At 71.6% G+C, this 21,695-nt stretch carries 17 protein-coding genes; 10 read left to right on the top strand and 7 right to left on the bottom strand.

Annotation, left to right across the window (positions count from 1 at the left end):
* The first annotated feature begins 2 nt into the window (after positions 1 to 2).
* From CT688_RS04155 to guaA, 3 genes are all read left to right on the top strand, one after another.
* A complete protein-coding gene (locus CT688_RS04155) occupies positions 3 to 1,142 on the top strand; it encodes a GuaB3 family IMP dehydrogenase-related protein (RefSeq protein WP_107755872.1) in 1,140 nt (379 codons plus the stop codon).
* Positions 1,143 to 1,230: 88 nt separating this feature from the next.
* Positions 1,231 to 3,021 carry an FAD-dependent oxidoreductase gene (locus CT688_RS04160; protein ID WP_107755873.1) on the top strand — a complete coding sequence of 597 codons (1,791 nt, stop codon included), beginning with the start codon at positions 1,231 to 1,233 and terminating at the stop codon, positions 3,019 to 3,021.
* 64 nt (positions 3,022 to 3,085) lie between these two features.
* On the top strand, positions 3,086 to 4,690 hold the full coding sequence (gene guaA, locus CT688_RS04165; protein ID WP_107755874.1) for a glutamine-hydrolyzing GMP synthase: 1,605 nt from the start codon (positions 3,086 to 3,088) through the stop codon (positions 4,688 to 4,690).
* Between the two features lie 102 nt (positions 4,691 to 4,792).
* Here the strand turns inward: guaA and CT688_RS04170 are convergent, their stop codons facing one another.
* Both CT688_RS04170 and CT688_RS04175 read right to left on the bottom strand, forming a co-directional pair.
* Positions 4,793 to 5,170 (bottom strand): hypothetical protein, encoded by a 378-nt coding sequence (locus tag CT688_RS04170; protein ID WP_156607106.1) that lies wholly within the window; start codon positions 5,168 to 5,170, stop codon positions 4,793 to 4,795.
* 89 nt (positions 5,171 to 5,259) lie between these two features.
* Complete coding sequence (locus tag CT688_RS04175; RefSeq protein WP_107755876.1) at positions 5,260 to 6,477, bottom strand: PspC domain-containing protein; 1,218 nt, start codon at positions 6,475 to 6,477, stop codon at positions 5,260 to 5,262.
* Between the two features lie 121 nt (positions 6,478 to 6,598).
* On the opposite strand from CT688_RS04175, the gene CT688_RS04180 reads away from it, so the two are divergent.
* The 3 genes from CT688_RS04180 (at position 6,599) to CT688_RS04190 (ending at position 9,337) form a co-directional block, all read left to right on the top strand.
* Positions 6,599 to 7,861 carry an ATP-binding protein gene (locus CT688_RS04180; RefSeq protein ID WP_231750488.1) on the top strand — a complete coding sequence of 421 codons (1,263 nt, stop codon included), beginning with the start codon at positions 6,599 to 6,601 and terminating at the stop codon, positions 7,859 to 7,861.
* Positions 7,858 to 8,604, top strand: a complete 747-nt coding sequence (locus tag CT688_RS04185) for a response regulator transcription factor (protein ID WP_107755878.1) — start codon at positions 7,858 to 7,860, stop codon at positions 8,602 to 8,604. Before CT688_RS04180 ends, CT688_RS04185 begins: the two co-directional genes overlap by 4 nt.
* 115 nt (positions 8,605 to 8,719) lie before the next feature.
* Positions 8,720 to 9,337: a GDSL-type esterase/lipase family protein gene (locus CT688_RS04190; protein WP_107757989.1), complete on the top strand. Its 618-nt coding sequence runs from the start codon at positions 8,720 to 8,722 to the stop codon at positions 9,335 to 9,337.
* A 359-nt stretch (positions 9,338 to 9,696) separates the two neighbouring features.
* Here CT688_RS04190 and CT688_RS04195 read toward each other — a convergent pair whose 3' ends face one another.
* Positions 9,697 to 10,650 (bottom strand): L-lactate dehydrogenase, encoded by a 954-nt coding sequence (locus tag CT688_RS04195; RefSeq protein ID WP_095717867.1) that lies wholly within the window; start codon positions 10,648 to 10,650, stop codon positions 9,697 to 9,699.
* A 207-nt stretch (positions 10,651 to 10,857) separates the two neighbouring features.
* Here CT688_RS04195 and CT688_RS04200 point away from each other — a divergent pair, with 207 nt between their 5' ends.
* Both CT688_RS04200 and CT688_RS04205 read left to right on the top strand, forming a co-directional pair.
* Positions 10,858 to 11,646, top strand: a complete 789-nt coding sequence (locus CT688_RS04200) for a hypothetical protein (RefSeq protein WP_107755879.1) — start codon at positions 10,858 to 10,860, stop codon at positions 11,644 to 11,646.
* Positions 11,643 to 13,295: a DNA polymerase Y family protein gene (locus CT688_RS04205; protein WP_107757990.1), complete on the top strand. Its 1,653-nt coding sequence runs from the start codon at positions 11,643 to 11,645 to the stop codon at positions 13,293 to 13,295. The genes CT688_RS04200 and CT688_RS04205 overlap by 4 nt, the downstream gene beginning before the upstream one ends.
* 50 nt (positions 13,296 to 13,345) lie before the next feature.
* On the opposite strand, the gene CT688_RS04210 is transcribed toward CT688_RS04205, so the two are convergent.
* The gene (locus tag CT688_RS04210; RefSeq protein ID WP_107755880.1) at positions 13,346 to 13,987 is read right to left on the bottom strand and encodes a hypothetical protein; all 642 of its coding nucleotides are present in this window, start codon (positions 13,985 to 13,987) and stop codon (positions 13,346 to 13,348) included.
* An 86-nt stretch (positions 13,988 to 14,073) separates the two neighbouring features.
* Here CT688_RS04210 and CT688_RS04215 point away from each other — a divergent pair, with 86 nt between their 5' ends.
* Together CT688_RS04215 and CT688_RS04220 are read left to right on the top strand one after the other, a co-directional pair.
* The gene (locus tag CT688_RS04215) at positions 14,074 to 14,997 is read left to right on the top strand and encodes a sucrase ferredoxin (protein ID WP_231750489.1); all 924 of its coding nucleotides are present in this window, start codon (positions 14,074 to 14,076) and stop codon (positions 14,995 to 14,997) included.
* 33 nt (positions 14,998 to 15,030) lie between these two features.
* Complete coding sequence (locus CT688_RS04220) at positions 15,031 to 18,354, top strand: error-prone DNA polymerase (protein ID WP_197431469.1); 3,324 nt, start codon at positions 15,031 to 15,033, stop codon at positions 18,352 to 18,354.
* A 33-nt stretch (positions 18,355 to 18,387) separates the two neighbouring features.
* On the opposite strand, the gene CT688_RS04225 is transcribed toward CT688_RS04220, so the two are convergent.
* From CT688_RS04225 to CT688_RS04235, 3 genes are read right to left on the bottom strand one after another with little or no spacing between them, the layout of a single operon-like run.
* On the bottom strand, positions 18,388 to 19,497 hold the full coding sequence (locus CT688_RS04225) for an acyl-CoA dehydrogenase family protein (RefSeq protein WP_107755883.1): 1,110 nt from the start codon (positions 19,495 to 19,497) through the stop codon (positions 18,388 to 18,390).
* Between the two features lie 48 nt (positions 19,498 to 19,545).
* Positions 19,546 to 20,460 (bottom strand): NAD-dependent epimerase/dehydratase family protein, encoded by a 915-nt coding sequence (locus CT688_RS04230; protein WP_107755884.1) that lies wholly within the window; start codon positions 20,458 to 20,460, stop codon positions 19,546 to 19,548.
* The gene (locus tag CT688_RS04235; RefSeq protein ID WP_231750490.1) at positions 20,457 to 21,689 is read right to left on the bottom strand and encodes a pyridoxal phosphate-dependent aminotransferase family protein; all 1,233 of its coding nucleotides are present in this window, start codon (positions 21,687 to 21,689) and stop codon (positions 20,457 to 20,459) included. Before CT688_RS04235 ends, CT688_RS04230 begins: the two co-directional genes overlap by 4 nt.
* Positions 21,690 to 21,695 lie beyond the last annotated feature (6 nt).

Raw genomic sequence — 21,695 nt, forward strand, 5'->3', positions numbered from 1 at the left:
GCGTGCGCAACGTCGTGGAGATCGGAATGGGCCGCGAGGCCCGACGGATGTACGGGCTCGGCGAGGTGGACATCGTCCCCTCCCGTCGCACCCGCAGTTCGAAGGAGGTGTCGACGTCCTGGCAGATCGACGCCTACCGGATGGACCTGCCCGTGATGACCCACCCGACCGATGCGGTGGTCTCACCCGAGTCGGCGGTGGAGTTCTCCAGGCTGGGCGGCCTGGCGGTGCTCAACGGCGAGGGCCTGTGGGCGCGGCACGAGGACCCTGAGGCGGCGATCGACGAGTTGCGCGAGATCGCCCTCGAGGACGTGACCGGCCACCGCGCGGTGGCTCGACTCCAGGAGCTGCACCGCGCCCCGATCGACCGGGAGTTGCTCTCGGCGGCGGTACGGCGGATCCGCGACGAGGGTGCGACCGTCGCCGTCCGGGTCTCTCCCCAGCACGCCCGCGACCTCACGCCCGGCCTGATCGCCGCCGGGATCGACCTGCTCGTGGTCCAGGGCACGATCATCTCCGCCGAGCATGTGAGCGGCGAGGACGAACCGCTGAACCTGAAGGACTTCATCCACGGGCTCGACGTGCCGGTGATCGCCGGCGGCGTGGTGGACTACAAGACCGCCCTGCATCTCATGCGCACAGGCGCGGCGGGTGTGATCGTGGGTTACGGCGGCGTCAACGGGGTCACCACGACGGGCTCCGTACTCGGGATGGAGGTGCACATGGCCACCGCGATCGCCGACGCGGCGGCCGCGCGACGCGACTACCTGGACGAGACGGGTGGCCGCTACGTCCATGTGCTGGCCGACGGTGATATCTACACCTCGGGCGACATCGCCCGTGCGGTGGCCTGTGGTGCCGACGCCGTGGTCCTGGGTCCGCTCCTGGCGGGCTCGTTGGAGTCCCCGGGGCGGGGGGTGTACTGGGACGCCGTCTCCGCCCACCCCAAGGTCCCCCGGGGGCATGTCGCGGAGATTGACGACGAGACGGCCCTGTCCCCCCTGGCCGAGGTGCTGGAGGGGCCCACGAGTGCCCCGGACGGGACGCGGAACCTGATGGGTGGCCTGCGCCGCGCCATGGCCAAGTGCGGCTACTCGGACGTGAAGGGGTTCCAGAAGGTGGACCTGTCCGTTCGTCCCTGAGGCGGTGGACAAATCGAGCACTACTGTCGGGTAGGTTCGTGGTGCTCGGGTACTGTGACCCACACCTCGATCACCAGGGAGATCCACCATGACGACATCGGCGCCGTCGCCCTCGACCACCACCGCCCCCACCGGCAGTACCGACACGGACGTCCTCGTCATCGGGTCCGGATTCGGCGGAAGTGTCACGGCCCTGCGTCTGACCGAGAAGGGCTACCGCGTGACGGTGGTCGAGGCGGGTCGTCGCTTCGAGGACTCGGACTTCCCCAAGACGTCGTGGCGTCTCAACAAGTACGTCTGGGCGCCCAAGCTCAAGTTGTTCGGTCTCCAGCGCGTGCACCTGCTGCGCGATGTGATGGTCATGGCGGGGGCAGGCGTCGGCGGTGGCTCGCTCAACTACGCCAACACCCTCTACAAGCCCAACCCCCCGTTCTTCACCGACCGGCAGTGGGGCCACATCACCGACTGGGAGGACGAGCTCACCCCGTTCTACGACCAGGGGCGCCGGATGCTCGGTGTGGTCACCAACCCCACCCACACCCACTCGGACGACGTCATGAAGGCCGTCGCCCGCGACATGGGCGCCGAGGACACCTTCGTCTACACGCCGGTCGGTGTGTTCTTCGGGGAGAAGACCGGGGGAGAGGGCAAGCCCGGCGAGACCGTCCGCGACCCGTACTTCGGCGGTGTGGGGCCGGATCGGACCGCCTGTATCGAGTGCGGCGAGTGCATGACCGGCTGCCGGCACGGGGCCAAGAACACCCTGCTCAAGAACTACCTCGGCCTGGCCGAGCGGGCCGGGGCCCGGGTTCTCGACCGCACGACCGTCAGTGGGGTGCACGAGCGGGCCGACGGCACGTGGGAGGTGACACTCGAGCGCACCGGCGCCTGGACCAGACGGGGTAAGCGCACCACCACGGTGACCGCCTCTCACGTGGTGATGGCGGCCGGGACCTGGGGTACCCAGCATCTGTTGCACTACGCCAAGGACGACGGCGCACTGCCCCGGCTCTCGCCGGCGCTCGGAAAGCTCACCCGCACCAACTCCGAGTCGATCCTCGGGGCGATGCGCCCCAATTACCTGCCGGAACAGGACTTCTCGGAGGGCGTGGCGATCACGTCGTCGTTCCATCCCCGGCCGGACACCCACATCGAGCCCGTCCGCTACGGCAAGGGCTCCAACGCCATCGCGATCCTGCAGACCCTTCTCACGGACGGGGACGGGCCGCTCCCGCGGTGGCGCACCCTGGTCGACGAGATCCGCCGCAAGCCGGGCATGTTCTTCCAGCTCTTCTACCTGCGGCGGTGGAGCCAGCGGTCGGTGATCACCCTGGTCATGCAGAACCTCGACAACTCTCTGGAGACCTCGGTCAAACGTCGCGGTCCGTTCCGGTACGTCACCAGCAAGCAGGGCCACGGCGAGCCCAACCCGACCTGGATCCCCGCGGGCAACGAGGCCACCCGGCGGATCGCCGAGAACATCGGCGGACTGGCCGGCGGGACGTGGGGCGAGATCGCCAACATGCCGATGACCGCGCACTTCCTGGGTGGATGTGCGATCTCCGATTCGCCGGACAGTGGCGTCGTGGACCCCTACCACCGGGTGTGGAACTACCCGACGATGCACATCGTGGACGGGTCGGCCATCTCCGCCAACCTCGGCGTGAACCCGGCGCTGAGCATCACCGCCCAGGCCGAGCGGGCCATGTCGCTGTGGCCCAACAAGGGCGAGGCCGACCCCCGTCCCGCGCAGGGCGAGCCCTACCAGCGCCTGACCCCGGTGCCGCCCGCGTCGCCGGTCGTGCCGGAGGCGGCGCCCGGCGCGCTGCGTCTGCCGATCGTCGGGGTCTCCAGTGGGGGTGCCCCCGCCCGCGTGTGAGTCCGGGTGGCGGGCGGGCGTGGCCGAGTTCGGCTGCGGGCGGGCTGCGCCTAGACTCGACCCCGTGGCCGAGAACGCACAGACCGACTCCCAGTTCACCGCCGAGGCAGCGGCTCCCCGCCCCGTCCTCGTCGTCGATTTCGGTGCCCAGTACGCGCAGCTCATCGCGCGGCGGGTGCGTGAGGCGAGGATCTACTCCGAGGTGATCCCGCACACGGCGACGGTGGAGGAGATCCGGGGCAAGGACCCGGTCGCCCTGATCCTGTCCGGTGGCCCGGCCAGCGTCTACGCCGACGATGCCCCGGCTCTCGACCCGGCGGTGCTCGATCTGGGGGTGCCGGTCTTCGGTATCTGCTACGGCTTCCAGTCCATGGCGGGCGCCCTGGGCGGCGAGGTCGCGCACACGGGAAGCCGCGAGTACGGGCGCACCGACGTGACGGTGTCGGGTGGCCTGTTGCACGCCGGACTGCCCGAGCACCACCCGGTGTGGATGAGCCACGGGGACGCGGTCACGACCGCGCCCGAGGGGTTCACGGTGACGGCCACGTCCCCCGGTGCCCCGGTCGCGGCGTTCGAGTGCGCCGAACGCCGGATGGCCGGCGTCCAGTACCACCCCGAGGTCATGCACTCGCCTCACGGGCAGCAGGTGCTCACCCGCTTCCTCACCGAGATCGCGGGCCTCGAACCCACGTGGACGGCGTCCAACATCGCGGACCAGCTGGTGGAGGCCGTCCGTGAGCAGATCGGTGACGGCCGGGCGATCTGCGGGCTGTCCGGTGGCGTCGACTCCGCGGTCGCGGCCGCGTTGGTGCAGAAGGCCATCGGGGACCGACTCACGTGCGTGTTCGTCGACCACGGACTGTTGCGCGCGGGCGAGCGGGAGCAGGTGGAGAACGATTTCGTGGCCGCCACCGGTGCCCGCCTCATCACACTCGACGATTCGGAAACCTACCTCGGTCACCTCGCCGGCGTGACCGACCCCGAGTCCAAGCGCAAGATCATCGGCCGCGAGTTCATCCGGTCCTTCGAGCGTGCCGTCACCCAGGCCCTCGAACTCCAGGGTGACGACGCCGCCTCCGTCGACTTCCTCGTCCAGGGCACCCTCTACCCGGACGTCGTCGAGTCCGGTGGGGGCGCGGGAACGGCCAACATCAAGAGCCACCACAACGTGGGCGGCCTGCCGGACGACATCGAGTTCTCGCTCGTGGAGCCGCTGCGACTGTTGTTCAAGGACGAGGTCAGGGCCGTGGGCCGGGAACTCGGGCTGCCGGAGGCCATCGTCGGGCGGCACCCCTTCCCCGGCCCGGGCCTGGCCATCCGGATCGTCGGGGCCGTCGATCGGGACCGGCTCGAGACCCTGCGCGCGGCGGATGCGATCGTGCGCGAGGAGATGACCGCGGCCGGGCTCGACGCCTCGGTGTGGCAGTGCCCGGTCGTGTTGCTCGCCGACGTCCGTTCTGTGGGCGTCCAGGGCGACGGGCGCACCTACGGCCACCCGATAGTGCTGCGCCCGGTGAGCTCCGAGGACGCCATGACCGCGGACTGGACGCGCGTGCCGTACGAGACCCTCGCGCTGATCTCGGGCCGCATCACCAACGAGGTCCCGGACGTCAACCGGGTCGTGCTGGACGTGACCAGCAAGCCGCCGGGCACCATCGAGTGGGAGTGACGGTCGGCGGGGACATCTCGGCGCGGAGTCATCCCCCGACCGTGACAACCGGCCGGCCCCCTGTGGACGGGGCCGGCCGGGTATCCGACGTCGGTGTGCGGGTCAGCGTCGGATGACCATCGCCAGCCCGACCAGGACCAGTAGCACGAGTGACGCGGCGATCATCACGGTCGTCGTGATCACCGGCGCGCCCAGGATCGCCCACACGGCGACCCCGAGGGAGAGCAGTCCGGCCACCGCGAGCACCGGCGACCCAGAACGTTCGCGCCGCGCGACCGCGTCCGTCGCGGGCTCGTAGGCCACCCCGTACCCGGCCGGGATCCCGTGCACGGGGGCGGCCCCGTACCCGGCTGCGACCCCGTACGCGGGGGAGGTCCCGTACGGGAACCCCTGCGCGTCGGTGACGCCGGAGCCGTAGGGAAGCGGGTCCTGGAGCGGCTGGTCGGGGCGGGTCGTGGAGTCGGAGTGCAGGCTGGTCATGTCGGGGCTCCCGGTGGATTGCGGTTCTTCGTGGTCCGTGTCGTCGGTGTGGTCTGGGTGAGCTGTCGGGTCGTGGGCGCGCGGGTCACTCATCGCGTCACCACGACGCTTCCGACGCCGGAGTGCACGCTGAGGGTCAGGACGGGGCCGGAGACATCGCCGGACAGGCCGGTCGGGCAGTCCACGCTCCCGATGTCGGTGGTGCAGTTCGTCTCCACGGCGACCCCGTCGGGCAGCAGTACCTGCACTTCTCCGACGTTGTTGGCGATGCTGTAGCTGCGATCGCGGTCCAGCTCCAACTCGCGCATGTCCACGGTGATGCTGCCGACCTGATGGTTGATCGGGGCGTCCAACTGGGCGGGGTCGGTGATCTCGATCAGCTGCTCGCCGGTGCCCTCCCAGCCGCCCTCGGGCACCTGGACCAGCGAGGCGAGGAGGACGAAACCGGCGAGGGGGCCGGCGACGACCAGCAGTCCGTGCCCTCTGCGGGTGACCGCGCCGACGAGTAGCCCGCCGGCCACCACGGCGAGTCCGATCGCGGCGATCCTCGTGGCGTCGAGCCAGACCACCCCGCCGAGTGTCGCCAGTCCACCGGCCACGGCCACCGCGATGAGCGCCAGACCGAGGGTGACCTTGGTCAGCCGGGACCGGGGGCGCGGCGGTGCGGCCGCGGGCGGAGGCGTGGCCGCGGGGTCGGGCAGATCCCAGGCGAACGGCGCGGCTCCCAGTGGGTCCCAGGAGGGCGGGGCCGGCGGGCCGTGGGGCGCGCCGGGTCCGGAGCCCGGTTCCTGTGACGCCCCGGCGGTGCGGCCGGCGTCGGCCCGGGCCGACTGAGGCCGTACGGCCGACACCTCGGACCACCCGGCGGGTGGCACGGGGGTGCGGCGGTGGAGTCCGTACCAGCCCGCGAGCATGGCGAGGGCGATGAGGAATCCCGCCCCCACGAAGAGGCTCTCCCCGGAACCGCCGAACGTCGGTGCGCTGAGGAGGACGACCACGACGAGGATCACCGCCGTGATCCTGGAGCCGGATGCCCGGCCCTTCCCGATCAGCGCCTCCCCTTTGGAGACCTCGTCTCCGGCGGAGCGCAGGAGGAGCCACAACAGTGCGTACAGGAACACCCCGGCCCCGCCCCAGAGTGCGGCGATCACGAAGGCGATACGGAACAGGACGGGGTCCACGCCGTAGCGTCGGCCGAAGCCGCCGCAGATGCCGGCGACCTTGGCGTCGTCCGGGGTCCGGACGGGTCGGGTCCGCCACAGGGAGCGGAGCTCTGATGGGACGTCGTGGGTGCTGGAGCTGGACATGACTCCATCGTGGCGGGCGGGACGCCTTTCCACATCGGGGGCCGACCCTGAGATCCGGACCCCGGGATTCTCGGGGTCGACCCCCGATGCGCCCCGGGTCGCGATCTGTGACCATGGCGGTATGAGTGAGAAGGCGACCGATCAGGTATCGGCCCCCGCGCCGCAACCGCCGGTCGTCCCACGGCCTCCCGTGCCGGCTGTGCAGCCGGTGGGGTTCCGATGGTATCCGCCGCTGGCCAGGATCTCCGATGGATCCGTCGTCGCCGGTGTGTGCGCGGGACTCGCGGCCCATCTGGGGGTGCGGGTCACCCATGTGCGCCTGGCGATGGTGGTGCTCGCCACCCTGTCCGGTGCGGGTGTGCTGTTCTACGCCGCCCTATGGGCTCTGACCCCGTCGGCGCGGGCCCTGGAGGGAGCCGCCTCCGTGGACGCGCGGGAGCGGCGGCGCGGCATGGCCCTCGCCGTGGTGGCGGTGGTGGGGTCGGTGCTGTCGTTCATGGTCACCACCGCGACGGGACTGCACGTGATCGTGCCCGTCCTGATCGTGGCACTGGGCGCCGGGCTGGTCTGGCAGCAGTACGACGGTGGGGGACGGGTGGCTCCCCGGTCCGTCTTCGACTGGGCCAGGGTCACCGCCGGGGCGACCCTCGTCGTCGTCGGACTGGCCGTCGTGGTGCTGGGGCAGGTCGAGTTCGCCGCCCTGCGGTCGTCGTTCCTGGCGGTGCTGGCGACCCTGGTCGGAGTGGCGTTGCTCAGCGTTCCCGTGGGGCTGCGGCTGTGGCGGTCGCTGGAGGAGGAACGCGCGGCCCGCATCCGTGAGTCCGAGCGCAGCGACATCGCCTCCCACCTGCACGACTCGGTGCTGCAGACGCTGGCGTTGATCCAGAAGCGCTCCGACGACCCCGCCCAGGTGTCACGGCTGGCCCGTCGGCAGGAGCGCGAGCTGCGGCAGTGGCTCTTCGGGGCGGGGTCACGCATGTCCTCGGGTGCGACCACCGTCGCCGGGGCCGTCGAGGTGATCGTCGGGGACGTCGAGGACGCCTACGGTCTGCGGGTGGACCAGGTGGTGGTGGGCGGCGACGGTCCGGTCGGCGACGCCGAGGAGGCTGTGCTGGGCGCCGTCCGCGAGGGCCTGGTCAACGTGGCCAAGCATGCCGGCGTCGACACCGCCGACGTGTTCGTGGAGAACGACGACCAGGTGCTCACCGCCTTCGTCCGTGACCGCGGCTGCGGTTTCGACCCTGACGACGTGGGCGGTGATCGACACGGGTTGTCCCAGTCCATCCGGCACCGTGTCGAGAGCCGGGGCGGCAGCGTGACGGTGCGCAGTACTCTCGGTCGCGGAACCGAGATCGGGATCGAGATGCCGCTGGAGGGCGAATGACGGACGAGCCGGTGGGTGGCGTCAGGGTGTGCCGGGTGTTCCTCGTCGACGACCACGCGGTGTTCCGCAGCGGTGTCCGGGCCGAGCTGGCCGGTCAGGCCGGGATCGAGGTGGTGGGCGAGGCGGGGTCGGTCGCGGAGGCCGTCGCCGGCATCGGACGGGTACGGCCCGACGTGGTCCTGCTCGATGTGCACATGCCCGAGGGCGGTGGGGTGGCCGTGCTCCGCTCGGTGCTGGGGACCGATCCCAGTGGCGGGCCCGCCACAGCCGACACGTCCGGCACATCCGGTGCGTCTGACGCGCCTGTGTCCACCTTTCTGGCGTTGAGTGTCTCGGACGCCGCGGAGGACGTGATCGCCGTGATCCGCGGCGGGGCGCGCGGGTACGTCACCAAGACCATCTCCGGCGGGGAACTGGCCGACGCCGTGCGCCGCGTGGCCGACGGGGACGCGGTGTTCTCCCCGCGCCTGGCCGGGTTCGTCCTGGACGCGTTCGCCCGTGCCGCCCCGGGCCTCCAGGAGCGGGGTGAGCCGGTCCACGATCCGGAGGTCGACTCCCTCACCCCGCGGGAGAAGGAGGTGCTCCGGTTGTTGGCACGGGGGTACACCTACAAGGAGATCGCCGAGACGTTGTTCATCTCGGTCAAGACCGTGGAGACGCACGCCTCCAACGTGCTGCGCAAGACCCAGCAGTCCAACCGGCACGCGCTCACCCGCTGGGCGCAGTCCCGCCACCTGGACTGACTCGCCGGACCGTCCTGGGTGTCTTGACATCGCGAAGAGTGTTCCGCACACATCGGCCGGGAGTGGGGTGTACGGAACGCTCTTGGCGTTGACGCCGAGCCGCTACGGTGGCGTCGTGAGCGAACCGCGTGACCTCCCCGTCTGCATCATCGGCGACTCCTTCGTGGCCGGATACGGCGACGAGACCGGCCGGGGATGGACCGCGCACCTGGTCGAGGAGGGTGCCGGGGTGGGCCTGAGCCTCCACACCACCGTCGCGGGGATCGGTGGGGACACCTCCGAGATGATCCTGGCCCGGTGGGACGAGGTCGACCGCCGACGCGCCGCGTTCCCGACCACGGCGGTGATCGCGGAGTTCGGCGTCAACGACGTGATGGAGCACGAGGGCGCCCTGCGCGTCGAGGAGGCGGGCACGGTCGCGGCCCTGCGCGGGATGATCGCCCGTGCTCCCGAGGGGCGGTTCCTGGTGGTGGGGCCGCCACCGGTCGTGTGGGAGGAGGTCAATGAGCGGATCGCCGCCCGCGCCGCGGCCATTGCCGCGGTGTGCTCCGAGGCCGGGGTGCCGTTCGTGCCGACCTTCGACTCCCTGCGGCCCGGTGGGGCGTGGATGCGGGAGGTCACCGCCGGCGACGGGGCGCACCCCGGCCGCGCGGGGTACGAGGAGTTCGCCCGGGTCGTCTCAGGCCCGGTGCTCGAGTGGTTGGGCTCCCTACCGGATGAAGAACCGGGGTAGCGGGGACGCCGTACGTCCTGGTCAACGGGGGGGTGCTCTGGGGGTGGCCGTCGGAGAAGGCCGTTCGCGTCCGGCCGTCCGGTCGGAGACCCTCTGCATCTGTAGTGAGGCGTCGACGGGGGCGTCCCTCGGCGCCGGGCCCCGCCGGGTCCGGTAATCTGAGTCCCGCCGTACGCCCTCGTACGGCGGGAGGAGATTGATGCATGACTGGTCCGCAGAACTCTGACCGCACCGACGATACATCCGAGGACACGCGGGATGACCGTCCGGAAACCAAGGATGAGCTGGTCGACGAGTGGGGTGACGAGTCCTTCCCCGCAAGCGATCCCCCCGCCACCCCCTGACCCCGACCCCCTGACTCAGCGCAGTATCTCGAACTGCTCCGACACCGCCCGCAGTGCAGACGCGCTGCGGGCGAACTGTTCGATCTCGGTGGCGTCGAGTTCCAACTCCACCACGCGCTGGACCCCGGTCCGGCCGATCACCGCGGGGACGCCGATGAAGATCCCGTCCTGCCCGTACTCGCCCCGCAACAACGTGGAGACCGGTAGCGACACCTGCTCGTTGCGCAGCACGGCTCGCGTGATGCGGGCCAGCCCCATGCCGATGCCGTAGCTCGTGGAGCCCTTGGAGTCGATGATCCGGTAGGCGGCGTCCCTGGTCTCCGTGAAGATCCGGGCCAGTCGTTCCCGCGTGGCCGGGTCCCCGTCGAGATCCCGGCGCAGTGGCACCCCCGAGACGTTGGCGGACGAGAAGACCGGCAGTTCGGTGTCACCGTGCTCGCCGATGATCGAGGCGTGCACGCTCATCGGGGCGACGTCGTAGTACTCGCCCAGCATGAAGCGGAAGCGCGCCGAGTCGAGGATCGTCCCGGAGCCGATGACCTGTGCGGAGGGAAGGCCGGAGTAGCGCCAGGAGGCCTGGGTGAGGATGTCGACGGGGTTGGTGGCCACGAGCAGGATGCCGTCGAAGCCGGTCGCCATGACGTCGCCGACGATCCCCTCGAAGATCGCCATGTTCCTGCCGACCAGGTCGAGTCGCGTCTCGCCGGGTCGCTGGGCGGCGCCGGCGCAGATCACCACCATCGTGGCGTCCGCGCAGTCGTCATAGGTGCCCTCCGTGACGAGGGTGGGGGAGGGGGCCCACACGACGCCGTGGTTGAGATCCATGACCTCGCCGACCAGTTTGTCGTGGTCGATGTCGATGATGGACAGGTGGTCGGCCAGGCCCTGGTTGACGAGCGCGTACCCGTAGGCGATGCCCACGTCCCCGGCGCCGATGAGCACGATGCGGTTCCCGATGGAGGCCTTCATGGTTCCCGAGGGTAGAGGCTCCGGGTGAACGCCGAGGGGCGGCGACTGGAACGGCGACTGGGGGCGACGACGAGGAGAACCCTGTTCGAACAGGTGTTCTTGCGCCGTGTCGGACCGGTGGTGTTCACTATTCCCCGTGATCGAAAAATAGTTCGATCAGAGCGGTTGGCGGCGTGTCGTCCGGGTCGGGAGGTTCTGGTGATGGTAATGGGCACTTCTGCCGTCGACATGTCCGGCCTCGGCACGGCGGACCGCGTTGCTGAGCTGCGTCGCCGACTGGCCGCGATGCCGGGCGGGGGACCGCCCGCCGCCGCACGCTCGGGGGCGCCGGCGACCGCGCACCCGGAGGGGGGCGCGGTCGTGGAGCCGGTCGGGACCGCCCGCGGCACGATGCTCGCGGACGCGGTGCCGGCGGACGCGGGCGAAGGTGGGTCGGGTGCGGTGTCCTCCGGTGCGCGCGTGCCCGGAGTGGTGGTGCCGTGTTCCGTGGCGCCCCTGCTGCCGGGCGGCGTCCTGCCCGCCGGGCGGGTCACCGCGGTATCCGGCAGTGCCACCCTCCGGGTCGGGTTGCTCGCCGCGGCCACCGCCGCCGGGGCCAGATGTGCGGTGGTGGGCTGGCCGGAACTCGGGGTGGCCGCGGTGGCGGAGCAGGGTGGCCGGCTGGACTGTCTGGCACTGGTCCCGGATCCCGGCCCGGATCCCGCCGCTGTGGTGTCGGTGCTGCTCGACGGCCTGGACCTGGTCCTGCTGGGGCCCGGGGTCCGGGTGGTCGCCCCGTCGCGGGCCCGTGTTCTCGCCGGACGGGTGCGGGCCGCGGGTGCGGTGCTGCTCGTGGGTGCGGACTGGCCCGGGGCGGAACTCGCACTGACCGGGCGGCACTGCCGCTACGGCGGGTTGGGTGCGGGCGCGGGGAGGCTGGCCTCGGTGTCCACCATGGTGCGGTGCACCGGCCGGGCGGCACCCCCGCGGACGGCGGAGTGGGTGGCGGCGGGATGAGTGCGCGGGTCATGGCGGTGTGGTGCCCGGACTGGCCGGCGGTCGCGGCGGCCCGGGGCGGGGGACACGGTCTGCACCTGCCGCTCGCGGTGGTCGGCCCGCGCGGGGTGCTCGCGTGCAACGCCGTCGCGCGCGCGGTCGGGGTGCGACGCGGGCTGCGCCGGCGCGAGGCGCAGTTCAGGTGCCCGGAGCTCGTCGTGGCGCCGGCGGATCCGGCGCGGGATGCCGTGTGGTTCGAACCCGTGGTGCAGGCGCTGGACGCCGTGGTGCCGGGCATCGAGGTGCTGCGTCCCGGTCTGTTCGTGTTCTCCGCTGCCGGGGCGCTGCGGTTCCACGGCGGCGTGGAGCAGGTCGTGACCCGGGTGGTGGATGCGGTGGCGGAGGCCGGGACGGAGTGCCAGGTGGGCTTGGCGGACGAGCTGCCCACGGCCGTGCTCGGCGCGCGCGGATCGGCGCTGCTGGATCCGGGCGGGGACGCCGGCTATCTGGCCGACCTGCCCGTGGACGCGCTCGTGGTGGAGCCCGCGCTGGGTGACCCGGGCGAGCTGGCGGAGCTGGTCGGGCTGCTACACCGGCTCGGCGTACGGACGCTCGGAGACTTCGCCGCGCTCCCGTTGCGGGACGTGGCCGCCCGCTTCGGCGAGGCGGGAGCGGTGGCGCATCGTATCGCCCGCGCCGTGCCGTGGAGGCCCCCGTCGGTCACCGCGGTACCCACGGGGTCGGCGGTCGAGCACCGGTGCGATCCGCCACTGGAACGGGTGGACGAGGCGGCGTTCCTCGGACGTCGGCTGGCGGGGGAGCTGCATGCCGTCCTCGCCGCGGCCGGGGTCTCGTGCCTCCGCCTGCGCATCACCGCGCGGGTCGAAGGGGGCGTGGAGGTCAACCGGGTGTGGCGGTGCTCCGCTCCGCTCACCCCGGAGGGCACCGCCGACCGGTTGCGCTGGCAGCTGGAGGGCTGGCTCACCGGTACCGCGATCGCCGGTGGTGCCGGAGGGGCGGTCACCGCTCTCGTCCTGGAGCCGGTGGAGGTGGTACCCGCCGGCCGCGTCCAGGAGGGGTTGTGGGGTGAGGCGGGGCTGGCGGAGGCGCGTGTGCACCGCGCTCTCGTGCGGGTGCAGGGACTGCTCGGGCCGGAGGCGGTCCGTGTCCCCGTGGAGGTCGGCGGCCGGGGCCCGGATGATCGCGTGCGGTCCCTACCGTACGGGGACGCCCCGGCCGACCCGGTCGCGGAGGGGCCGTGGCCGGGGTCTCTGCCGGCGCCGTCGCCGTCGGTGGTGTGGCCGGGGCCGGGCTACAGGTTGGAGATCCGCGAGGGCCGTGACCCCGCGTCAGGGGTCGTGGCACGGGTTTCCCTCGCCGGGGGGGTCGTCCTGCGCACCGCTGCGGGGGTTGCGGTCGGGGTCGGCCCACGAGGCCTGCTCACCGGGCGACCCGAGGCGGTCGAGATCACGGGCCGTCCATGTGCGGTGGCCGGCTGGTCACGACCGTGGCTGATCGACGAGGCCTGGTGGGAGCCCGGCCCCGGTGGTGCGCCCCGTCGGCCGAAGGCCCGGATACAGGTCGTCCCCGAGCGGGCGGCCGCGTTGCTGCTGTGCTGCCTGGTGGGGGACGAGCCGGGGAGTTGGACGGTCGAGGGGGTGTACGAATGAACCGTCCACGACTCTTCGTGGCAGTGACCCTCGTCGCTCGTCGGGTGTGCTCAGCGTTCTATGTCGACCACCAGTCGGGTCGGGTTCTGGAGGAGGAAGGCCGAGAAGGGCCGGTCCGTGCCCTCGAGACCGATGACGGATTGTGCCCGGCCCTCGAACTGGCCGGCGAAGGCCACCCCGGCCACTCCGGTCGCCTCGTCGCTCGAGACGGTGCCCACGGGGACCTCCGTCATCGACGTCATGGTGGGAAGGACCTGGTCGCGGATCATCACCTGGAGGAACGAGTCCCCGGGCACCTCCACGGGGGAGCCGCTGCCCTGCTGGGCGGGTGCGTCCACGTAGTCCACGGAGTATCCCGGGACGCCCTGGCCCTGGAGTTCGTAGACCACGCGATCCTTGCCCTGGTAGTCGCCCACGCGGATATCGGTCACGACGAGCTGGGCGCGCTCGGCGGTCTCGCCGGGGTCCTCGCTCTTCGGTCCGGAGTCCGCAGGCCTGGCAGAGGGATCGGAGGTCTCGGTCTCGTCCGGAGCAAGGGCCCGGGCCAGCGCGGCCGGGGAGGATCCCGCCGTGGTGGTCTGGCTGGTGGTGGGGGATTCGGTCGAGGTGTCGGCTCCACATCCCGCCAGCCCCAGGGACGCGACGGCGGTGAGGGCGGCGGCCGCGGCGAAGCGGCGGTGATGGATACGCATACGTCCACCCTAGATCCCTCTGGTCACTTTTGTCCCACAAGGTGGCTACAGTTACGCCTCCCCGCGGGATGGGGCACCATGGGGTCGTGTCAGATACCGATTCCGCCACACACCCGGGTTGGTGTTCCCTGCAGTCCGCCGACGAGCCCCCGGCAGGCACCGCCGCCCACGAGGAGTCGTGGGTGCTGCTGGAGGTCCCCGGGCGCTGGGGGCGCGACATCTTCGACGGTGAGGCCCTGGGCGAGGACCTGTCCCGACGTCTCAAGGAGCACATCGCGGACTGCGGGTCGCGCATGCTCTTCATCCGTCGGCCCGGCCGCGAGGGGCAGCGCCTCGACCGGCACCGCTTCTACCTCTGCGACACCCGCCCCGACCGGCAGAGCATCCGCGCCGGCCGCGTCGACGGGCCTGAGGAGTTGCTCGGACTGGACCTGTCTCCGGACGGGCACGTGGCCGGTACCCGCGAGGTCGCGGCACCTGTGCCACTCGTGTGCACCCACGCCAAGCGTGACCAGTGCTGCGCTGTGCGGGGCCGCCCCGTCGCGGCCGGCCTGGAGTCACTGTTGGGCGGGCGCCTGGCAGCGCTCGACCCCGATGCCGCGGTGTGGGAGTGTTCCCACACCGGGGGGCACCGCTTCGCCCCGGTCCTGTTGTTGCCCGGCACCGGTTACACCTATGGGCCCGCGGAGGTGGCCCACGCGGCCGGGATCGTCGAGGCGGCACTGGACGGCCGGGTCGTCACCGAGAACCTGCGGGGCCGTAGCACCTGGCCACCGGCCGGTCAGGTGGCGGAGGTGGCCGTGCGGAACTCCGGTGTGGAGGCGGGGCCGGGCGACCTCGTCGTCACGATCGACCCCGATTCCCCGCGCGTGGCCGTGGTCCGCCACACAGACGGACGCGCCTGGCGCGTCGAGGCGGGCACCCGCCCACTGCCTCCACGGTCCCAGAGCTGCCGTAAACCGCCCGGCGAGGCGTCGGCGTGGGTCGTGGAGTCGTTCACCCAACTCTGAGCCCATGCACCGGGCCCCGGTGGGTGAGGCCCGGTGAACTGGTACCACGGCCCCAGGACCTGGACCGAGCTGGAGCGGGTTCTGTCCGGCCGGCCGAACCCGCGTGGGCCTCACAACCCGCACCCCGGTGACGGCAGCGACGCCCCCGCCTGGTCCCGTCGACGGGGTGAGTACACCCCGCCTCACGGGCGCCGGACGCCGGGACGGGTGCCCTACGCCGAGCTCCACGCCCATTCCGCCTTCAGCTTCCTGGACGGCGCCTCCTCACCCGAGGCGATGGCGGAGGCGGCGGCGGAACTGGGGCTGACCGCGCTGGCGATCACCGATCACGACGGCTTGTACGGGGTCGTCCGATTCGCCGAGGCGGCGTCCGAGCTGGGTCTGGCGACCGTCTTCGGTGCCGAGCTCTCGCTGCCCGGGGGTGAACACCTGCTCGTGTTGGCCCGCGGAGGGGAGGGCTATCGCAGACTCTCGCGTGCGATCGCCCACGCCCACCTCAGGGGAGGTGCGAAGGGTGAACCGCGGTACGAGATCGGGGAGCTCGCCGAGGCCGCCGGTGGTCACTGGTACGTGCTCACCGGGTGTCGCAGAGGGCGGGTGCGGCGAGCCCTCGAACGCGGCGGCGCGGGTGTGCCCGGCGTCGACACCGCGGCTGCGGGTGCAGCGATGGGCGAGCTCGTCGACCTGTTCGGACGGGACCGGGTGGTCGTGGAGCTGACCTGTCACGGCGTTCCCGAGGACACCGAGCGATGTGACGCGCTGGCCACGCTCGCGGCCGCGGCGGGCCTGCCCGTCGTGGCCACCACCGCCGCGCACTGTGCGGGCCCGGAGGACGCCCGTCTGGCCTCTGTCATGGCGGCGCTCGGAGCCCGCGACGCCCTGGAGACCCATGCCGCGCACCTGCCCCCGGCCGGAGGGGCGTACCTGCGCTCGGGGGAGGAGATGGCCGAGTTGTTCGACCGCTGGCCGGGCGCCGTCTCCAGGGCGGCGGACCTGGGTCGCGAGTGTGCATTCGACCTCCGGCTCATCGCCCCCGAACTGCCTCCGTTCGACGTTCCCGAGGGGCACACGGAGGACAGCCGGCTCGCCGAGCTCACCTACGCGGGGGCCGCCCGGCGCTACGGGGCCCCCGGCGCGGCTCCGGAGGCCTACGCGCAGATCCACCGCGAGCTGGGGGTGATCGCCGAGCTGGGGTTCCCCGGCTACTTCCTCGTGGTCCACGACATCGTCGAGTTCTGTCGCAGGGAGGGCATCCTCTGTCAGGGCAGGGGATCGGCCGCCAACTCGGCCGTCTGCTACTCCCTCGGCATCACCAACGTGGACCCGGTGGGGGCGCACCTGCTCTTCGAGCGTTTCCTGTCCCCGGAGCGGGACGGTCCACCGGACATCGACGTGGACATCGAGTCCGGCCGCCGGGAGGAGGCCATCCAGTACGTCTACTCCCGCTACGGGCGGGATCACGCCGCGCAGGTGGCCAACGTCATCACCTACCGGGGGCGGTCGGCCGTGCGGGACGTGGCCCGGGCGCTCGGGTACTCCGTCGGCCAGCAGGACGCGTGGTCCAAGAGCGTCGACCGGTGGTCGGGTCTGAAGAACCACGAGCGGGAGGCCACCGAGCACACGGTGCCCGCCGACGTGCTGGCGCTGGCCCGCAGACTCGTCGGGCTCCCCCGGCATCTCGGCATCCACTCCGGCGGCATGGTGATCTGCGACCGGCCTGTGGCCGATGTGGTGCCCGTCGAATGGGCGCGCATGCCCGGACGGACCGTCCTGCAGTGGGACAAGGACGACTGCGCCGCGGTCGGCCTGGTCAAGTTCGACATGCTGGGGCTGGGGATGCTCACGGCGCTCCACCACGCCATCGACCTCGCGGCCGAGCACAAGGACCTCGAGGTGGACCTGGCCCGGCTGGACCTCTCCGATCCCGAGGTCTACGAGATGCTGTGCCGCGGCGATTCCGTGGGGGTGTTCCAGGTGGAGTCGCGGGCGCAGATGGCGACCCTGCCCAGACTCCGGCCGCGGACGTTCTACGACCTCGTGGTGGAGGTGGCGCTCATCCGCCCCGGCCCCATCCAGGGCGGCTCCGTGCACCCCTACATCCGTAGACGCAACGGCAAGGAGAAGGTGGTGTTCGACCACCCCGCACTCGAGGCCGCCCTGGGTAGGACGCTGGGGATCCCCTTGTTCCAGGAGCAACTCATGCAGATCGCCACCGAGATAGCCGGGTTCACCGCGGCGGAGGCGGACCAGCTCCGCCGGGCGATGGGGGCCAAACGTTCACCCGAGCGGATGGCACGGTTGCGGGAGAGGTTCTTCGCGGGAATGCGTGATCTCCACGGCATCGGCACCAGCCCACCCGGGACCCCGGTCACCGGGCCCGAGGTGGGGGAGCGGATCTGGGAGAAGATGTGCGCGTTCGCCAACTACGGCTTCCCGGAGAGCCACTCCCAGTCCTTCGCGGCGATCGTCTACTACTCGGCGTGGTTCAAGTGCCACCACCCGGCAGTCTTCTGCGCGGCGCTGCTGCGTAGTCAACCGATGGGGTTCTACTCGCCGCAGTCCCTCGTGGCCGACGCCCGCAGGCACGGCGTCACCGTGCACCGGCCCTGCGTCAACCGCTCGATCGGCGGAGCCACCTGCGAGAACGAGGGGACCGAGGTGCGCCTCGGCCTGGAGTCCGTCCGGGCGATCGGCACCGACCTCGCCGCGGCGATCGCCGACGAGCGCGACACCCACGGGCCGTATGCCTCGGCTGCCGACCTCGCCGGCCGCACCGGACTGACCGTCCGGCAGATGGAGGCACTGGCCACCGCGGGAGCACTCGACGCGCTCGGCGTCGGGGGGCGGCGGGCGGCCCTGTGGTCGGCCGCCACCGCCGCCCGGCAACGGCCCGGGATGCTGCCCGGGCTGAGCCAGGTCGACGCCCCGGCACTGCCGGGGATGAGCCTCCTCGAACTCACCTCCGCAGATCTGACCGCCACCGGGATCAGTCCCGAGGAGTACCCGACGGTTCACGCCCGGCCGTGGCTGGAGTCCCGGGGGGTGTGCACCACCGCCGGGCTCGCGCACGTCCCCGACGGCAGCCGGGTGGAGGTCGCCGGCGCGGTCACCCACCGGCAGCGGCCGGCCACCGCCGAGGGGGTGACCTTCCTCAGCCTCGAGGACGAGACGGGCATGACCAACATCGTGTGCTCGGTGGGGCTGTGGGCACGCTACCGCCCGATCGTCTCCTCGGCCCCGGCGCTCATCGTCCGCGGTACCGTGGAGAACCGCTCGGGCGCGGTGAGCGTGGTGGCGGACAAGATCGAACGCCTCCACCTGGGCATGGCGATCGGCCGCAGCCGGGACTTCCGGTGACCAGCAGTTCCTCGCCCCACCGAGACAGGATCGTCAGACGTAGCGGAAGTCCTCCCCGCGGGCCCACTGCACCAATCTGTCCGCGGTGTCCCGCCGCGACGGCGGGTGATATCCGAACACCTGAACGGCCTCGAAGGCGTAGGCGAGTTCAGGGTCCTGCATGTAGGCGAACCCGCCCACGGCCTCGCGGACCATCGACTGCACCCTCACGAGAGCGTCGCGCATCGACCACCGGACCAGCGCGAGGCGAGCCGAGATGTCGCCGCCGCGGGCCCCCTCATCGAACTCGCGGGCCACGGCGTGCAGAGCGGTCCGCATGGTCTCGACCTCGGCGAGCGCCGAGGAGAACAGCTTCGGATCGAGACGGTCGCGGTCGGTGAGTCGCTCGACCATCCGCGTGGCGACCCCGAGGTAGCAGGAACTGATGAGCAGTCCGAACCACACATAACCGGTCATCTCGTGGACATCGTCGGGGTCGTTCTCGGAGGTGAGGAACACCATGTCGGCACCGACCCGGACGTCATCGAGGATCAGTGCGTCGCTCTCGGCTGCCGCGAGGACGGGACTTCTCCAGAACTCCTCCCGATGAAGCCCCTCGGCCCCGTCGAAGACCAGGACGACGGCCCGCTCGGACTCGTCCACCAGCGCGCTCGCCACCAGGAGGCTCATGGACCTCGAGAGACTGCAGGGGGCCTTGCGGCCGGAGAGGAGGTAGTCGTCACCGTCCCGGCGGGCGGCCATGGTCGGACGGAACACAGATCCCCCGGGGGTCCCCTCGGAGAAACCGGAGGCCATCACGGTGCCGCCCTCGACCAGCGCCTTGATGAGGTCGCGCTCGTCCTGCGAGGCGTCCTCGGCGGCCTCGAAGAGGGTCGCGCACGACAGGTGGTGCATCGTGGTCGCGGCCGCGAGGGAGGGGGCGACCGCGCCGATGGCGGTCTGGAACCGCACCGCGTCGACCGCGCTCGCGCCCGCTCCGCCCAGCGCGGCGGGGACGATCAGACCGGTCCCACCGGTGGCGGACCAGTCCGCCACGGCGGTGCTCCGGGCACCCTCGTTGGTGAGCAGGCCGTGCTCGTACAGGCGATCGCGCAATCCGGGGGCGTAGGAGTCGAGGGTCTGGTTCTCGGAGGTGAGGAGCATGGGGGTCCTTTCGGTACACGGTCGGGTGGGTACGGGCTCGGGTCCGGATCACCCGGTGAGCATCAGGCGGGCGGCCTCGGCGCAGTCGTATCGGGGAGTCCACCCGGTGGCGTCCCGGAGTCGTCGTGACGTGGTCACCGGCTCTCCGCAGGTCACCCAGTGTGAGGAGAAGGGCAGCAACCGCATCCGGTACCCGAGGTCGGCCATGCGACGGGCGGCACCGAGTGGCACGGGGATGCACACGGACCGGTTCATCCGGCACAGTTGGGAGACGGTCAGGGCCCCCTCGGGACCCAGGTTGAACTCCCCGTCGACGCCGGCGAGGATCACCCGCAGGTAGGCGTCGACGAGGTCGTCCTGGTGCAGGAACTGGAAGTAGGACCGCCCTGGGCTCGGGTGCAGGACGACGCGAGAGCGCATGGTGTCCAGCCCGGAGTTGGACATGTCGGGACCCACCACGTACGTCGGGCGCAGGACCGCCACCGCCATGCGGCCATCGGATCCCCGTCGCCACCGGCGGACGTCCTCCTCCACGAGCGCCTTGTGGTGGAAGTAGTAGTGGTCCTCATCGGCGCCGATCGGCGCCGTCTCATCGATCACCTCGGCGCCCCCGCGGGGGCCGTAGGCGTTGATGCTCGAGGTCATCACGCACACCCGGGCACCGGCGGACTCGGCCGCGTACAGGACCCGTCGCGACCCGTCGACGTTGACGATCCGCGCCGACTCCTTGTCGCGCGGTTCCTCGACCATGAAGGCGCAGTGGATCACAGCGTCGGCGCCCGCGACCACCTCGTCGAGGTCGCCTGAGGTGATGTCGACGGCCCGCCGGTCGATCTTCGGGTGTCGGACCCGCAACGGCGACCGGGCGAGCGCGACCACGCGGTCGACCTCGTCCCGCAGTATCAGCCCGCGCAGCAGTGCCGTGCCGAAGTCTCCGGAGGCCCCGGTCAGCACCACCCTCATAGTGCGGACAGTTCCCGGGTGGCGGCGAGGATGTCGGCGATCGCCGCGGCGGCCTCGACCAGCTGTTCCTCCGTGTGGTCCGCCGTCACGCACAGTCGGAGGATCGCCCCGGTCGCCGGGACCGCCGGATGGACCGCGACACCGGTGTACACGCCCCGCTCGAGCAGCAGGTTCCACACGTGGACCGCGCGGAGGTCGTCGCCGACGGGGACGGGCACGATGGGCGACCACTCGTCGCCGGTGAGGCCGGAGCCGCACTCCAGGCCCTTGCCGCCCAGTTCTGCGCGCAGCAGGATCGAGTTGCGGCGCACCGCCTCGGTCCGCCGGGCCCCCTCCTCGGTCCGCATGACCCGGACCGAGGCCAGCGAGGATGCGGTCGCGGCGGGGACCGAGGACGTGCTGAAGATCATGGGCCGCGCCGTGACCCTGAGTCCGGTGACGAGCTCGGAGCTACCGGTGATGAACCCACCGCAGGAGGCGGAACACTTGGAGAACGACGCCATGGTCACGTCCACGGCGTCCGCCGTCCCGGTCTGTTCGACCCAGCCCCGCCGCGTCGGGCCGAACAGTCCCATGGCGTGCGCCTCGTCGACCATGAGTGCGGCGCCGAAGGAACGGGCCAGCTCCGCGACCTCGGGCAGGGGGGCGAGGCTTCCCTCCATCGAGTAGAGGGAGTCGACGACGACGAGGATCTGCTCCGGGGAGGACCCGCGGGCCGCGATGAGGGCCTCTTCGAGTGCGCCCAGATCATTGTGGTGGAACGGGTGGACGGTGGTCCGCGCCATCCGCAGGCCGTCGCGGAGTGAGGCGTGGGCGAACTCGTCGATGACCACCGCGTCCCGCTCACCGACGAGGGCACCCAGGGTGCCGAGGTTCGTCTGGTACCCGGTCGAGAAGCACAGCGCGTCCTCGGTGCCGAACCAGTCCGCGATCTCCGCTTCCAGTTCCTCGTGCAGCGACATCGTCCCGTTGAGCAGTCGGCTGCCGGTGCTCGCGGATCCGAACCTGCGGACCGCCTCGGTGGTGGCCTCGATGACCTCGGGGTGGCTGGCCAGGCCGAGATAGTTGTTGGAACCGAGCATGATCCGGTCGACGCCCTGGACGTTGCTCGTCGCGCCGGTGCCGGAGTGCATGGTGCGGTAGTAGGGGCTCTGCCCGGTGTCCTGAAGAGTCGAGAACAGTTGGACCCGTTCGTCTGTCGCGAGGCGGTTGATGAGCGGATGGTTCACGGGAAG

Origin of the sequence: Dietzia sp. JS16-p6b, from assembly GCF_003052165.1 — a bacterium.
Classification (GTDB): domain Bacteria; phylum Actinomycetota; class Actinomycetes; order Mycobacteriales; family Mycobacteriaceae; genus Dietzia.

Bases quoted from the DNA above. Each gene is read 5' to 3' on its own strand.
- CT688_RS04200 (WP_107755879.1), top strand. From the start codon at position 10,858: ATGGGCACTTCTGCCGTCGACATGTCCGGCCTCGGCACGGCGGACCGC.
- CT688_RS04170 (WP_156607106.1), bottom strand. From the start codon at position 5,170: ATGACCAGCCTGCACTCCGACTCCACGACCCGCCCCGACCAGCCGCTC.
- CT688_RS04205 (WP_107757990.1), top strand. From the start codon at position 11,643: ATGAGTGCGCGGGTCATGGCGGTGTGGTGCCCGGACTGGCCGGCGGTC.
- CT688_RS04210 (WP_107755880.1), bottom strand. From the start codon at position 13,987: ATGCGTATCCATCACCGCCGCTTCGCCGCGGCCGCCGCCCTCACCGCC.
- CT688_RS04180 (WP_231750488.1), top strand. From the start codon at position 6,599: ATGAGTGAGAAGGCGACCGATCAGGTATCGGCCCCCGCGCCGCAACCG.
- CT688_RS04175 (WP_107755876.1), bottom strand. From the start codon at position 6,477: ATGTCCAGCTCCAGCACCCACGACGTCCCATCAGAGCTCCGCTCCCTG.
- CT688_RS04225 (WP_107755883.1), bottom strand. From the start codon at position 19,497: ATGCTCCTCACCTCCGAGAACCAGACCCTCGACTCCTACGCCCCCGGA.
- CT688_RS04230 (WP_107755884.1), bottom strand. From the start codon at position 20,460: ATGAGGGTGGTGCTGACCGGGGCCTCCGGAGACTTCGGCACGGCACTG.
- CT688_RS04195 (WP_095717867.1), bottom strand. From the start codon at position 10,650: ATGAAGGCCTCCATCGGGAACCGCATCGTGCTCATCGGCGCCGGGGAC.
- CT688_RS04185 (WP_107755878.1), top strand. From the start codon at position 7,858: ATGACGGACGAGCCGGTGGGTGGCGTCAGGGTGTGCCGGGTGTTCCTC.
- CT688_RS04160 (WP_107755873.1), top strand. From the start codon at position 1,231: ATGACGACATCGGCGCCGTCGCCCTCGACCACCACCGCCCCCACCGGC.